We start from the raw sequence: 15,915 nt of genomic DNA on the forward strand, positions 1-15,915 counted from the left end.
TTGTCATTTAAATTAAAAATATTAACGTTTAAAAATAACTTATTTAAAGCACAAGTCCTAGGTTAAATGTATTTAGTACAAGCTTTTATATTTAAGTTAAAAGGTCACGGTTCTACACAGTCTTTATTAGAGCCTCTATACGTTTTATAGTTTCAGCTTTACCAATCATAAACATAATATCAAATACATCTGGTCCTTGTAATGCTCCCACCAAAGCCAATCGTAAAGGCATCATTACTTTTCCAAAGCCAATCTCGTTATCGGTAATCCAACCTTTAACTTTAGCTTGTAAATTCTGAACGGTGAATTCTGATGTTCTTGTGACAATATTAATCACCTCTTGAAGAAGTTCTGGTGTCTGCTCTTTTATAGCTTTTTTAGACGCTTTTTCATCATAGCTTGTTGGTGCTGTAAAAAAGAAATGACTCAAGTCCCAAAAATCTTGAACAAATGTGGCGCGTTCTTTTATAAGTCCAATTACTAAAGCGACGTAATTGACATCAACTTCAGTTAATTGGGGTTGTAAGGCTTTAAATTGTTCCGCTAAATCTAAATCTAATTGCTCTTGCATGTAATGGTGATTAAACCACTTGGTTTTATCGGGATCAAATCGTGCGCCACCTTTGTGAACTTTTTCTAAATCGAAATCAGAAACCAATTGTTCTAAGCTAAATAGCTCTTGTTCTGTTCCAGGGTTCCATCCTAAAAATGCTAAGAAATTAACGACAGCTTCTGGGAAATAACCATCTTCTTTATAACCTCTAGAAACGGTTCCGTCTGGTGCTGTATATTCTAATGGAAATACTGGGAATCCCATTTTATCACCATCACGTTTGCTTAATTTTCCTTTTCCTGTTGGCTTTAAAATTAATGGTAAGTGTGCAAATTCTGGAGCTTCCCAACCAAACGCATCATATAATAATTTGTGTAAGGCTAAGGATGGTAACCATTCTTCACCACGAATCACATGGGTGATTTCCATTAAATGGTCGTCCACAATATTCGCAAGGTGATAGGTAGGCATGCCATCACTTTTAAACAATACTTTATCATCTAAAATATTGGTATCAATTTTTACGTTTCCACGAATAATATCTTTTAAATGTAAGGTTTCATCTTGTGGCGACTTAAAACGGATGACATAATCCTCACCAGCATCAATCTTAGCTTTTGTTTCTGCTTCAGTTAATACTAAAGAGTTCACTAAACGTCCTTTTTCACGGTTGTGCCAATTGTAGATAAACGTTTTCCCTTCTGCTTCATGATTTTTACGTTCTGTATTCAATTGCTCAGCGGTATCAAAAGCATAGTAGGCTTTGCCTTTTGCGATTAATTCATCGGCATATTGCTGGTATAAATCTTTACGCTCACTTTGTCGGTAGGGTCCAAATTTTTCATTAATTCCTGGACCCTCGTCCACAGTAATACCACACCAATTTAAAGCATCAACGATATATTTTTCAGCGCCTTCAACGTAACGATTTTGATCGGTATCTTCAATTCTAAGAATAAAATCACCACCATGTTTTTTGGCGAATAAATAGTTGAATAATGCGGTTCTTACACCACCAATATGTAAAGGTCCTGTTGGACTTGGTGCAAAACGCACACGTACTTTTTTAGACATAATTTCTGTTTAATTTATACTGAATATCACATTGAGCGCAGTCGAAAGGCTTTCGAAGCGATAAATTCATTTTAGAATTTCGCACAAAGATAAAATTATAGCCGTGAAGTTGGAAGCTTGATGCCTATAGTTTTTTGTTTCTAGTTTTAGATTTTAGATCAAATCGTTTCATTTTTTTATAGTTTGAAATGTATAAGGCGCGTTTTAAGTGCTATTTAACACCAAAAAGGCTTAATATTAACAGAATCTTACTATTTTACTAAATTGGAGTCCAAAATAAAATTGTAGTTTAGGCAGTTATTAGTCTTGAGTTATGAATCCTGAGTTATGAGAATTAAGACAAGTAAGACCAAAAATCGATTAATTAAAGTCAACCATCACATTGAGTAATTTTAATACCATAAAACAAAAACTAGAGCAGTTCATAAAACGGTATTACACCAATGAACTTTTAAAAGGCGCCATCTTATTCTTTGCTGCCGGTTTATTATATCTCATTATTACACTTTTTGTAGAGTATGTGTTTTGGCTTAACTCCACCGCAAGAACCATTTTATTTTGGGTATTTATTGCCGTAGAATTAGGATTATTTGTAAAGTTCATTGCCATTCCGTTAGCTCATTTATTTAAACTTAGACAAGGTATTAATTTTGAAACGGCTTCTCAATTAATAGGAAATCATTTTCCAGAAGTCAATGACAAATTATTAAATGTGCTTCAGTTAAATAAAAATCCACAGCAATCCGATTTATTATTAGCAAGTATAGAACAGAAATCTATGGAATTGCAACCGATTCCGTTTAAGTCAGCCATTAATTTTAAATCGAATACCAAGTATTTAAAATATGCTGCCATTCCTATTGCTATCATATTATTGTCCGTATTAACCGGAAAAATGAATTGGTTTAGTGATAGTTATGAACGTGTGGTGAATTACAAAACGGCTTATGAACCACCAGCACCTTTTCAGTTTTTTGTATTGAATGAAAATTTACAAGCTATTGAAAATAAAGACTTTAAATTACAAATTTCTACGGTTGGTGAAGTCATTCCTGAAAATGCACAGATTAAATTCAACGGACAATCATACTTTTTACAACAGCTTGCTGCTGGTGAATTTCAATACACGTTTAATCTTCCAAAAGAAGCGGTAGAATTTACGTTATCCGCTAATGATGTTAACTCAAAACCTTACACTTTACAGGTTGTAAACACACCCAACTTGGTTAATTTCGAAATGGTTTTAAATTATCCTGCACACACCAAAAAGCAAGATGAGGTTCTTAAAAGTACGGGTTCGGCTGTGATTCCAGAAGGCACTCATGTAATCTGGAAAGCCAAAACAAAAGCTACAACAGGTGTTAAGATTTATGCTGAAGATACCTTGCGTTTTAAGGCACAACAAAATAATAATTTTGAAGCTTCTAAACAGTTATTCAATAATTACAATTATAGTATCACAACGAGTAATGATGATTTAAAAGATTATGAGAATTTAGCTTACAATATTAATGTCGTTAAAGATACTCATCCGGAGTTATCTATTAAAGTTCAAAAAGATTCTGTAGACCAACAAAGTCTCTATTTTTATGGCCAAGCGACAGACGATTATGGTTTAAGCAAGTTACAATTGGTGTATTATCCGGTTGAGGAGGAATCAAATAAAGTGGTTGAACCGATTACGATTTCTAACTCTAATTTCAGTGAATTTGTAAGTGCCTTTCCTAATCAATTTAATTTAGAAGAAGGTGTCAGTTACCAACTCTATTTTGAGGTGTATGATAATGATGCCATTCACAATTATAAACGCACAAAAAGTTCTGTTTTTAGTTATAGAAAATTAACGAAAGACGAAGAAGAGGAGAAGCAACTCAATGAGCAAAACGAAACCATAAAAGACCTCAGTAAAACGTTTAATAAGCTTAATGATCAAGATAAAGAACTCGAAGAATTTTCAAAAACTCAAAAGGAAAAAGATCAACTCAATTATAATGATAAGAAAAAGTTTGAAGATTTTTTAAAACGTCAAAAGAATCAAGAACAGTTTATGAAAAACTTCAATAAAAAATTACAGGATAATTTAGAAGAATTTCAGAAAGAAGAACAAGAGGATGATCAGTTTAAGAAAGATCTAGAGAAGCGCTTAAAAGAAAATGAAGCACAATTAAAGAAAGATGAAAAGCTTTTAAATGAACTTGAAGAATTAAAAGACAAAATAAATAAAGAACAATTCACTCAAAAACTTGAAGAATTAGCCAAGCAAAACAAGAATAAAAAACGCAGTATGCAACAGCTTTTAGAACTGACTAAGCGGTTTTATGTGATGAAAAAAGCTGAAAAAATTGCCACCGAATTAGAAAAGTTAGCTGAAGCTCAAGAGCAACTTCCGGAAGAGGAGAAAGATAATACTAAAGCAGCACAAGATGCTTTAAACAAAAAATTTGAGGACCTAAAGAAAGATTTAGAAGATTTAAAACGTGATGATCGCCAACTTCGAAAACCAATGGAAATCCCTAGAGATGAGTTTTTAGAAGATGAAATTCAACACAATCAAAAAGAAGCTTCTGATGCCCTAGAACAAAAAGAACAAAAGGAATCTGATTCACCTTCAGAAGAGACAGAACTCCAGGAAAAGACAGCCAAAGACAATCAAAAGAAAGCGGCTAAGAAGATGAAAGAAATGAGCGAAAAGCTCAAATCTGCAAGTGCTGGTGGTGGCGGTGGTAAAGACCAAATGACAGAAGACGCTGTGATGTTACGTCGTATTCTTAACAATCTTTTGTTGTATTCATTTGATCAAGAAGATTTGATGGAGACTTTTGAAAGTATTGGTATAAATAATAATCAATACGGGAAACATGTTATTGAGCAAAATAATCTTAGAGAACATTTTGAACACATCGATGATAGTCTTTTTGCCTTATCCTTAAGACAACCTAAATTATCTGAAAAAGTGAATGGCCATATCACAGATGTTTATTTCAACATTGATAAAGCTTTAGATCAATTAACTGAAAATAGATTATATCAAGGTGTCGGTGCGCAACAATATGCGGTAACTTCAACCAATGAATTGGCGAGTTTTTTAAGTGACATTCTTGAAAATATGGAAATGTCTATGAATCCATCTTCTGGTGAAGGAGAAGGCGAATCTCAATTAGAAGATATTATTATGTCCCAAGAAGAATTGAATAAAAAAATGGAAGAAGGCGTAAAAAAGCAGGAAGGCAAAGAAGGTCAATCTGGAGAAGAAGGTGAACAAGGTGAAGGCAAAAAACCAGGCGAAGAAGGTAAAGAGGGTGAACAGGGAAAAAAGGGTGAAGGAAAGCAACCTGGTGAACAAGGACAATCTGGTGAATCAGGTCAATCTGGTCAGAGTGGTAAAAATGGTAAAAGTGGTCAAAAAGGCAAACAGAAAGGTAGTGGAGAAGGTCTAGAAGGAGAAGGCGAAAGCGGAGAAGGTAAAAAAGGAGGTAATGCTAAGAATGGCGGAAAAAATGGTGAAGGTGAAGGCGAAGGTGAAATGAATGATGGTTATGGAGAAGGTGGTATTGAAGAGCAAAATGGCGAATTGTTTAAAATTTACCAGCAACAACAACAATTAAGACAAGCCTTAGAAGACCGTTTAGCTAAACAAGGAAAAATAGAATCAGCTGGTGCTTTAATCAAACAAATGGAAGACATAGAACTCGATTTATTGAATAAAGGTTTTACCCAACAAACGCTTCAAAAAATGATGGATGTACAACATCAATTATTAAAAGTAGAAAATGCAACTTTTCTTCAAGGCGAAGATTCTAAACGTAAATCTGAGACCAATACGCAAGAGTTTAATAGTGCTCAACCTAATCAGATTCCTACTGCTAAACAATATTTTAATACTACCGAGATTTTAAATCGACAAGCCTTACCTTTGCAAAATCATTTTAAGAAAAAAATTCAAGAGTATTTTAAAAGCAACAATGATTAGTTTTAACTACGAAACCAATTTTACATTAGTAAACGAAGCCCAATTTTCAAAATGGATATCCTATACCATTTCGGAAGAAAATTGCAAATTAGGAGACATTGATTATATCTTCTGTTCTGATGATTATTTATATAATCTGAATGTAGATTTTTTAAATCATAATACTTTAACGGATATCATAAGTTTTGATTACTCAGTAGGAAAAGAACTACATGGTGAAATCTATATCTCCGTTGACCGTGTTAAAGAAAATGCTTCTGATTTTAAGGTCTCTTTTAATGATGAAATAGCACGTGTAATTATTCATGGTATTCTTCATTATTGTGGCTATAAAGATAAGTCAGATACTGATGCAAAACTGATGCGTTCTAAAGAAGATTATTATTTAGAGAAGCTTAATTCTACGTTCTAAAATTTAATTTCTAATTCCTTTTCATAATTGTTTTTGAAGTTCTTGTTTAATATGTTCCACGTGGAACAGTGAAATAGTTTTATTAATATAATGTACACTGTTATTAAATCAGTCCTAATAATGTATTTGATATTATACGGTTTTATAGAGTTTAGTAATTATAGGTATATTAATTATAATATTTAAAAAGCAAATTAAAATATGTTTAATGAACAATATGATGTAATAGTTGTTGGAGCAGGTCATGCAGGAAGTGAAGCTGCTGCTGCTGCTGCTAATATGGGTAGCAAGACACTGTTGATTACTATGAACCTTCAAAACATAGCTCAGATGTCTTGTAATCCTGCTATGGGTGGTATTGCAAAAGGGCAAATAGTAAGAGAGATTGATGCGCTTGGTGGTTATAGTGGTATTGTTTCAGATACCTCTGCTATTCAATTTAAAATGTTGAATAAATCTAAAGGACCTGCAATGTGGAGTCCTAGAGTGCAGTCAGACCGAATGCGTTTTGCTGAAGATTGGCGTATGCTTTTAGAGCAAACTGAAAATTTAGATTTCTATCAAGAAATGGTTTCTGGTTTATTAGTCGAAAACCATAAAGTGGTTGGTGTAAAAACTTCCCTTGGTATTGAAGTAAAAGCTAAAACGGTTGTTCTTACAAATGGGACTTTTTTAAATGGTTTAATTCATATAGGAGATAAAAATTTTGGTGGTGGTAGAGCAGGGGAACGTGCTGCAACTGGAATCACCGAGCAGCTTGTTAATTTAGGTTTTGAATCTGGAAGAATGAAAACAGGAACACCCCCAAGAGTGGATGGTCGTTCTTTAGATTTTTCTAAAATGAATGAACAACCTGGTGATGCTCAACCTGAAAAATTTTCTTATTTAGATACTACAAAACCATTGTCTGAACAACGGTCATGTCATATGTCTTATACCAGTGAATTGGTTCATGATTTATTACGTGAAGGCTTTGATCGTTCGCCAATGTTTAATGGTCGAATTAAAAGTGTCGGTCCTAGATATTGTCCGTCTATCGAAGATAAGATTAATCGATTTGCAGATAAAGATAGACACCAGCTTTTTGTTGAGCCTGAAGGTTGGAATACTTGCGAATATTATATAAATGGTTTCTCTACATCCTTACCAGAAGACGTTCAATTTAAAGCTTTACGTTCTGTTGTTGGTTTTGAAAACGTAAAATTCTTTAGACCTGGTTATGCTATTGAATACGATTATTTTCCTCCAACACAATTAAAACATACTTTAGAAACGAAGTTGGTTGATGGTTTATATTTTGCCGGACAAATTAATGGAACTACCGGTTATGAAGAAGCCGCTTCTCAGGGATTAATGGCGGGTATAAATGCGAGTTTAAAAGTGCAAGAGAAAGACGCTTTTACTTTGCAAAGAGATGAAGCTTATATCGGTGTTTTAATCGATGATTTAATTACTAAGGGGACTGAAGAGCCGTATAGAATGTTTACTTCTCGAGCAGAATACAGAACGCTTTTGAGACAAGATAATGCTGATTTTAGATTAACACCTAAAGGTTATGGTTTAGGTTTAGCTTCTGAAAAACGTCTAAAACGTATGGAAGAAAAGCAATCACAATCGGACGCATTTGTACAGTTTTTTAGAGATACCAGTGTAACACCTGAAGAAGCAAATCCGGTTTTAGAATCTAAAAAATCAGCACCAGTTAAACAACAAGATAAGATGTTTAAATTGTATGCAAGACCGAATATTACCATAGAAGATGTCCGTCAGTTTGAAGCGGTAGAAAACTATATTCAATCTCATAATTTAGATTCCGAAGTTATAGAGCAAACCGAGATTCAAGTTAAATACGCAGGGTATATTGAAAAGGAGAAGAACAATGCTGACAAGTTAAATAGACTTGAAAATTTAAAAATCCCTGATGATTTCGATTATTCAAAATTGAAATCTATGAGTATTGAAGCGCGTCAAAAATTAAATAAAATTCAACCCGTAACCATTTCTCAGGCCTCTCGAATTAGTGGTGTTTCTCCTAATGATATTTCTGTGTTATTGGTTTATTTGGGACGTTAATTTATTAAACTGAATCTAGTTTTTTGGGATGATTTAATAGTGTTCCACGTGAAACACTTTAAAATATAATGGCATTTTAATGATGAAATTTAAACACTATTAAGCTAATTGGAGGACAATGCTAATGCTTTTATAGTCGATATAGAACCCTTAAAATTTTCGCATCATATAGGATATATTTTTCTAAATATTACGATGTATATGTGCGTGGCTTTTATGGTTTCAATTCTAACTGTAGGTGATGAATCTAATCAAATAATAATTTTATCATCTTATGTTTGTGTTATTTTGCTATTGTTATTTTTGAATGTGATTAGGGGTTTTAGAAGGCCATTTACTTATATATATCGCATAGGTTTTAATCAGGATAAGGAAGTTTTTGCAATTAAATATCGTCAACGATTTAGAGATTACTTTTTGGAACTTCCTATAAAAAACATAGGTGTTCAACTAGAGGAGGAAAATGGAAAAAAATTAACTTTACTAATAACGGATTTAAATAGTAAATATTCATATTCTATTAAGCAAACAGAAATCTCCCAATGGAAAAAGAAACTCATTGTTGAAACGTATCATAACTTAAATCGAATACTTAATTCTAAATCTTGTGAAGACATAAAAGAAATTAGAAGTTAGTAGAAAACGATTTAAGTTTCAACATTTGAAATAAAATTTTTAGAAATTTATAATTAGAACTAATTAGTGTCACACAAAAATTCAACATACTTACGTCTAAAAGACCACTCCGTTTCTAAAGAAGAATTTCAACTTATATATAATGAGGAGTTCGATATGTTAGAAACTTTTCCGCAACCAAAAGGGGATAAGTTATCTGAGTATTATGAGAGCGAAGATTATATTTCCCATACCGATACGAAGCGTAATTTATTAGAATTGGTTTATCATAAAGTGCGGTCAATTTCTTTAAAACGAAAATTAAAACTCATCAATTCGTTTCAACCAGAATCTAAAATACTTTTAGATATTGGATGCGGTACAGGAGATTTTTTGCAAACGGCCTTAAAAGATAATTGGAAAATTACAGGAATTGAACCTGACGACAGTGCGCGTAAAATTTCGAATTCAAAAACCAATAATGCAGTTTTTGATACCAGTGAATTAGAAAAATTAAAACCGCACAGTTTTGATGTGATTACACTTTGGCATGTGTTAGAACATTTACCCGATTTAGAAAAACAGATTTCATTATTGCAATCGCTTTTAAAACCCAATGGCACTTTGGTTATTGCTGTTCCTAATTTTAAAAGTTATGATGCGGTGTATTATAAAAACTTTTGGGCAGCGTATGATGTGCCAAGGCACTTGTGGCATTTTTCTAAGCAATCTATTTCAAAATTATTTAAAAGCGAAGGCTTAGATTTAATTCAGGTGTTGCCAATGAAATTTGATGCGTATTATGTGTGTTTACTTTCTGAAAAATACAAATCCGGATTTATGAATCCTGCTAAGGCATTTTGGCTCGGATGGCAATCAAATTTAAAAGCTAAACGTTCCAAAGAGTATTCTTCCCATATTTATGTCTTAAAAAGAGCTAATTCTTAATTTAATAGCGTCTATTTTAATATTTAACACGCAAAGGTCTTGATGTGTGGTGATTTTATTAAACGCGCTTAAAACGCTTTATTTAAGGTTGTTTTTGATAGGTTTTGTTTATGTTGTGTTTCTATTCAAATAGAAAATACGAATACTTAAATAATTTGAGTAAACACAGACTAACTTTTATACATTTGCAAAAAACAAATCGAAAAACAAATCATGAAAAAAATAATTTTAGGTTTAGCCGTATTAATTTCAGGAGCATCTTGTCAAGAACAACAAAAAATTGCATTTATCGATAATGGTGATGTGATTAATGATTATCAAATGAAAATTGATATTGAAGCCAAGTTTGAAAATCAAAATGTAGATTTTACAAAACAAAGAGATAGTATTGCTCAAATGTATCAAAGTGAAATGCAATCTATACAGCAACGTTTAGCGCAGATGTCGCCTCAGCAGCAACAACAAGAATCTCAAGCCTTTTCTCAAAAATGGCAACCAATTCAGCAGCAAATGCAAATGCAGCAGCAGCAAATGGAGCAAATGTTCAATACAGAAATGGATTCTGTAATTTCTAAAATGAACAAATTTGTTGAAGGTTACGGAAAAGATAATGGTTACACTTTAGTATTAGGGAAGAACCAAGCAGGAAGTGTTGTTTATGGTGATGAAACGATTGATATCACAGAAGAAATCATTAAAGCAATTAACGAAGAGTACAACGGAAAAGATGCTTCAACAGAAGAAGCAGCTACAGAAGAATAAGCGTTGTTAACATACAATTTTTAAAAAGTCAAGCTAATCTAAGCTTGACTTTTTTTATGTAATAAACGTGTGAGTTTAATGGATAAATCGGTAAGAACAATCTTAGAGCTCCCGTTACGCTCAATATGATAGATCGCATCTTGAAGCTCTTCTGAGATTTCTAAAATATTAGAATCGTGTACAAAAGGGGCGAATTTTTCCAGTTTAAAATCTTCTGATTTAGGTTCTAAATACACCAATTCATTAGCATTATAATTGAGTAATAAAGCTTGTCTAAAATAGTTTAAACAAAAACTTAGGAATTTTTTCTGTGTTTCACGACCTGTTTTAGCAATTTCTTCAGACCAAGAAATTAAGTCGTGTATAGCAGCTTTATTTCCTTTGGCCTTAAATGCCGAACGAATCCAAAATACAAACCATTTTTCAAACTGAATATCTTCACTATCCTGATAGATGAGATCACAGGCTTTATTGTAATTTCCGTTGGACTGATGAGCAATTTTGGTTGCAACGGCTTCTTCAATATGATAATTTTTTACCAATGCTTCTGTAATAGCTTCTTCGGCTAAGGGCGGAAAATGTAAGAGTTGACAGCGCGACTTAATTGTATTAATAATCTGCTGTTCATCTTCAGCAATTAAGATAAAAATTGTTTTTTCTGGTGGTTCTTCAATCAGTTTTAGAAGTTTGTTGGCACTAGCGGTATTCATTTTTTCCGCCATCCAGATGAGCATCACTTTATAACCGCCTTCGTAAGATTTTAAGGTGAGTGATTTTACAATTTCAAAAGCTTCATCAACACCAATTTGTCCTTGTTTGTTATCAACACCTAAAAGTTTGTACCAGTCAAACAAGTTGCCGTAGGGTTGTTGGTCTAAAAGTTGGCGCCATTCTTCCAAATAAAACTTAGAAACAGGTTTACTTTTTACCTTATCACTTGTGGTTACCGGAAACGCAAAATGGAGGTCGGGATGCGAGAAATTTTTAAATTTTAAGTTACAAGACGCATTGCCTCCGGTATTTTCACCATTTAGATTACTGCACAAAATATATTGCGCATAAGCCAAGGCCATAGGCAGTGTACCCGATCCTTCTGGTCCAATAAATAATTGTGCATGCGCTATTCTGCCAGCATCAACACTTGTGGTAAGGTGATTTTTTATGTGTTTTTGGCCTAATACTTCAGAAAATAGCATAACGTAAACGGTTTAAATACAAGATTAATAAAGATGGTTTAGTGAATATCAGTTTGTATGTGTAATTGAGTTCAACTAAGAAGGTCTAAACAGTAAGAATAAGCCTATAAAAACGTAATTTTAATACCTATGAGGCTAATAAAATGACATTTTTAATTTTATCGTTACTAAAAGCAAAACTATATAAAATATTTCTCTTTCTAATCTTTATATTTGTGTTTCAAAATTCAAACAAATAAAATGTGTTTTTAGACTAGAATTTTGTCTGTAATACCGTGTCAAGAAACAAGGCTTTTAGTTTTTAATATTTAAACTACACTAATTAAGAAATATAAAATTCAAATATAAAATGAAGACATTAAACGATTTCAACTTTAAAGGTAAGAAGGCATTAATCCGTGTGGATTTTAATGTGCCATTGAATGATAAATTCGAAGTTACTGATGCGACTAGAATTGTATCTGCAAAACCAACAATCATTAAAATTTTAGAAGATGGTGGTAGTTGCGTTTTAATGTCGCATTTAGGACGTCCAAAAGGAGTTCAAGATGAGTTTTCTTTAAAACATATCATTCCAAAAATTAAAGATATTTTAGGTGTTGAAGTAAAATTTGCTTCCAATTGTGTTGGTGATGAAGCTGAAGAAAAAGCAGCAGCATTACAACCAGGAGAAATTTTATTACTTGAGAATTTACGTTTTCACGAGGAAGAGAAGCAAGGTGACAAAGCGTTTGCAGAAAAATTATCTAAATTAGGTGATATTTATATCAATGATGCCTTTGGAACAGCACACAGAGCACATGCTTCTACTACGATTGTGGCTGAATTTTTTCCAGAAAATAAATGCTTCGGAAGTTTATTAGCTAAAGAAATTGAAAGTATTAAGAAAGTTATGGATGATGGTGAAAAACCAGTCCTAGCCGTACTTGGAGGAGCAAAAGTATCTTCAAAAATCACGGTTATCGAAAATATTTTAGATAAAGTAGACCACTTAATTATTGGTGGAGGTATGACTTACACCTTTATAAAAGCGCAAGGTGGAAGTGTTGGTGATTCTATTTGTGAAGACGATAAAATGGAATTAGCACTAGATATTTTAAAACAAGCAGAAGCTAAAGGTGTCAAAGTTCACTTACCTGTAGACGTTATTGCTGCAGATGATTTTAGCAATACGGCTAATACACAAGTATGTGATGTGACTACAATTCCTGATGGCTGGCAAGGTTTAGATGCGGGGCCAAAATCTATTGAAAATTTTGATAAGGTTGTAAACGAATGTAAAACCATACTTTGGAATGGTCCTTTAGGTGTATTTGAAATGGAAACATTTGCTAACGGAACCATTGAATTAGGAAACTCAATTGCTAATTCAACCAAAAACGGTGCCTTTTCTTTAGTTGGGGGTGGCGATTCTGTTGCTGCTGTTAAGCAATTTGGATTTGAAGACAAGGTAAGCTATGTAAGTACTGGTGGTGGTGCTATGCTTGAAAGCTTAGAAGGTAAAACTTTACCTGGTATTGCGGCCATATTAGATTAAAAGTAAAACATACTATTTTTTAAAGTTTAAGCGTTAGTATAACATGCATTGTTGTACTAATTGCTTATGCTTGTAAATGAAGAGAAGTACGGGTTCAATATATTACCATTTAACCAATGATTAATTGCGAACATTCTTGATAGTTATTGGTACAACTATTTGAAATCAATAGATATAAACACATGAAATTAAAAACATATTTATGGGCTTGTTTTAGCTTGACGGTTTTTGTGGGATTTTCCCAAATAAAAACGGATAGTATTACAAAAAAGCCAGATGATGTTGTTTCAAATAAAGATTCGGTTATAGACGGTAAGCTATTTAAACCAGCGAATAGAATTGAAGCTATTATCGACTCAACAAACGTTAATAATCTTAAAGATTTAGAGCACGTTGCAGAACTTGATAAAAAATGGTTAGATGAACTGTATAGTAACTCGCTATTTGATACCATTTATAAATCGGTCACCGAACTAGATTATGAACCAGTTGATTATCCTGAATTGTCTACAGATACTTTAAAAGCGCGATTAGCACGGCTTAATGCAAGAACGCCCTTTAATGTGGAGTATAACACGTCTTTAGAAAGTGTAATAAAAAGATATTTAAAGCACAGACGAGGCTCATTAGAGCGTTTAATGGGCTTAAGTCATTTTTATTTTCCCATGTTTGAGCAAGAATTTGACAATCATAATATTCCATTAGAAATGAAATATTTAGCGATTGTAGAATCGGCATTAAAACCAAGAGCCCGTTCTAGAGTAGGAGCAACAGGTATTTGGCAGTTTATGTATGGTACCGGAAAAGAACATAATTTAGATGTGAGTAGTTATGTTGATGACCGAAGTGATCCTATAAAATCGACCACAGCAGCAGCAGAATATTTAAATAGAGTCTATCGTATTTTTAACGATTGGGATTTGGCATTAGCGGCTTATAATTCTGGTCCTGGAAACGTAAATAAAGCGATTAGACGTTCTGGAGGCTCTAAAAATTATTGGAATATTCGTCATAATTTACCGAGAGAAACTGCAGGTTACGTGCCTGCCTTTTTAGCAACTATGTACATTTTTGAATATGCCGAAGAACATGGCTTTAAACCCGAACGACCAGATTTTCAGTTGATACAAACAGATACGGTTCATGTGAAACAAATGATCTCATTAAAACATGTTTCAGATGCTACAGGTATTAAAATAGAAGAATTACAGTTTTTAAATCCGGCTTATAAATTAGATATCATCCCTAAAGTAGAAGGCAAAACCTACACTTTACGCTTACCACGTGAAGCTATTGGTACCTTTGTAACCAATGAAGATCAAATTTATGCTTTTGCTGATGCTGAATTTAAAAAACAAGAAAAACCTTTACCAGAGATTGTCAATGCAGAAACTAAAATTCGTTATCGTGTAAGGAGTGGTGATTATTTGGGTAAAATTGCTAGACAGTACGGTGTTAGAGTTAGTCAATTAAAACAATGGAATGGCTTACGAAGTAACAATCTTAAAATAGGACAACGATTAACCATTTTTCCTAGAAATCATGGGGTTTCAGCACCATCTAAACCAGCTCCAAAAACAGTTAATACAGCAGGTAAAACAACCTATAAAGTAGAGTCTGGAGATTCACTTTGGACTATTGCTCAAAAATTTCCTGGTGTTTCTGTTGATAATATCAAAGATTGGAACGATATTAGTGGTAGTAAACTCAAAATAGGAATGACACTAATTGTTTCTAAATAAACCAATAAAAAATAAATTTATGAAAGCTTTTTATACTGTATTATTTTGTGCCTTGTTACTAGGCTGTGGTGAGACTAAAAAAGAAGATCAACAATCGTATTTGCCGGCATCTAATGGTAATCTAAATACTATTTCTGTGGTTGCTGATAACATAGTTTGGGAAGGAAATGTAGGCGAAAATATCCGAAATATTTTTGCTGCACCTTTAGAAGGTTTGCCAACAGAAGAACCTTTGTTTAACATGAAACAAATACCAACTCAGGTATTCGATGGTTTTGCTGCTCGAAGCAGAATTGTATTAAAAGTAGAAAAAGGTAATGTAGTAGACACCACTAAAATTGTTAAAGATGCATTTGCCAAACCACAAACAGTGGTAGTTGTAGCTGGTAAAACAGATGAAGAGATTATTGCACAACTAAAAGATAACCGAGATAAAATTGTAGATGCTTTTAACAAAGAAGAAGTTAAAGAGAAATTAAGACGAATTAATCTTGCTTTATTAGCAGATGATGAGATGGAAAAGACTTTGGGCATCACAATTGATATTCCTTCAGCCTACAAAATAGGTAAAGCCGATGGCGATTTTTTCTGGATTAGAAAAAGTCTGACTAATACTAAAACTATAGACTTAATGCTATATGAAGTACCTATGGAAACACTTTCTAAAGGCGACAGTACTATTGTAGATATAGTAAAAATGCGAGATACTATTACTAAAACAAAAATTCCAGGAGAAGATGGTATTTATATGGCTGTAGAAGATGCTTATGCGCCATCCATGTTTAAAACGATTATAGATAATAAACCAAGTTATGAAGTACGAGGTATGTGGGAAATGAAAGGGTACACTATGGCAGGCCCTTTTATAACGTATGCTATAGAAGATAAAATTAATAATCGTTATTTAGTCGCTGATGGCTATGTTTATGCACCATCTTTAGATAAACGCGATTATATTTTTGAATTAGAAGCAATAATTAAGTCTATTAGTATTGAGTAAAATACGACATACTTAAAACACAAAAAAGAGGTC

The 15,915-nt window shown here is 33.0% G+C and carries 11 protein-coding genes; 9 read left to right on the plus strand and 2 right to left on the minus strand.

Features of this window, described 5'->3' with window-relative positions:
* Nucleotides 1-112 precede the first annotated feature (112 nt).
* Entirely contained in the window at nt 113-1,627 is a 1,515-nt protein-coding gene (gltX, locus tag HM982_RS11375; protein ID WP_179353329.1) for a glutamate--tRNA ligase, read from the minus strand.
* A gap of 382 nt (nt 1,628-2,009) precedes the next feature.
* On the opposite strand from gltX, the gene HM982_RS11380 reads away from it, so the two are divergent.
* The 6 genes from HM982_RS11380 (at nt 2,010) to HM982_RS11405 (ending at nt 10,407) form a co-directional block, all read left to right on the plus strand.
* Nucleotides 2,010-5,597 carry a DUF4175 family protein gene (locus HM982_RS11380; RefSeq protein WP_179353331.1) on the plus strand — a complete coding sequence of 1,196 codons (3,588 nt, stop codon included), beginning with the start codon at nt 2,010-2,012 and terminating at the stop codon, nt 5,595-5,597.
* Nucleotides 5,590-6,009 (plus strand): rRNA maturation RNase YbeY, encoded by a 420-nt coding sequence (gene ybeY, locus HM982_RS11385; protein WP_179353333.1) that lies wholly within the window; start codon nt 5,590-5,592, stop codon nt 6,007-6,009. The genes HM982_RS11380 and ybeY overlap by 8 nt, the downstream gene beginning before the upstream one ends.
* A gap of 201 nt (nt 6,010-6,210) precedes the next feature.
* Nucleotides 6,211-8,082 (plus strand): tRNA uridine-5-carboxymethylaminomethyl(34) synthesis enzyme MnmG, encoded by a 1,872-nt coding sequence (gene mnmG, locus HM982_RS11390; protein ID WP_179353334.1) that lies wholly within the window; start codon nt 6,211-6,213, stop codon nt 8,080-8,082.
* Nucleotides 8,083-8,190: 108 nt separating this feature from the next.
* Nucleotides 8,191-8,718, plus strand: coding sequence for a hypothetical protein (locus HM982_RS11395; protein ID WP_179353336.1), 528 nt, complete (start codon nt 8,191-8,193; stop codon nt 8,716-8,718).
* Nucleotides 8,719-8,784: 66 nt separating this feature from the next.
* Nucleotides 8,785-9,645: a class I SAM-dependent methyltransferase gene (locus tag HM982_RS11400; RefSeq protein ID WP_317167427.1), complete on the plus strand. Its 861-nt coding sequence runs from the start codon at nt 8,785-8,787 to the stop codon at nt 9,643-9,645.
* Nucleotides 9,646-9,858: 213 nt separating this feature from the next.
* On the plus strand, nt 9,859-10,407 hold the full coding sequence (locus HM982_RS11405; RefSeq protein WP_179353338.1) for an OmpH family outer membrane protein: 549 nt from the start codon (nt 9,859-9,861) through the stop codon (nt 10,405-10,407).
* Between the two features lie 38 nt (nt 10,408-10,445).
* On the opposite strand, the gene HM982_RS11410 is transcribed toward HM982_RS11405, so the two are convergent.
* Entirely contained in the window at nt 10,446-11,603 is a 1,158-nt protein-coding gene (locus HM982_RS11410; RefSeq protein ID WP_179353339.1) for a DNA polymerase III subunit, read from the minus strand.
* 349 nt (nt 11,604-11,952) lie between these two features.
* Here HM982_RS11410 and HM982_RS11415 point away from each other — a divergent pair, with 349 nt between their 5' ends.
* The 3 genes from HM982_RS11415 (at nt 11,953) to HM982_RS11425 (ending at nt 15,882) form a co-directional block, all read left to right on the plus strand.
* Entirely contained in the window at nt 11,953-13,140 is a 1,188-nt protein-coding gene (locus HM982_RS11415) for a phosphoglycerate kinase (RefSeq protein ID WP_179353341.1), read from the plus strand.
* Nucleotides 13,141-13,322: 182 nt separating this feature from the next.
* On the plus strand, nt 13,323-14,882 hold the full coding sequence (locus HM982_RS11420) for a LysM peptidoglycan-binding domain-containing protein (protein WP_179353343.1): 1,560 nt from the start codon (nt 13,323-13,325) through the stop codon (nt 14,880-14,882).
* 19 nt (nt 14,883-14,901) lie between these two features.
* Nucleotides 14,902-15,882 (plus strand): DUF4837 family protein, encoded by a 981-nt coding sequence (locus tag HM982_RS11425; RefSeq protein WP_179353345.1) that lies wholly within the window; start codon nt 14,902-14,904, stop codon nt 15,880-15,882.
* Nucleotides 15,883-15,915: the final 33 nt, after the last annotated feature.

It is taken from the genome of Winogradskyella vidalii, assembly GCF_013403955.1.
Lineage (GTDB): Bacteria > Bacteroidota > Bacteroidia > Flavobacteriales > Flavobacteriaceae > Winogradskyella > Winogradskyella vidalii.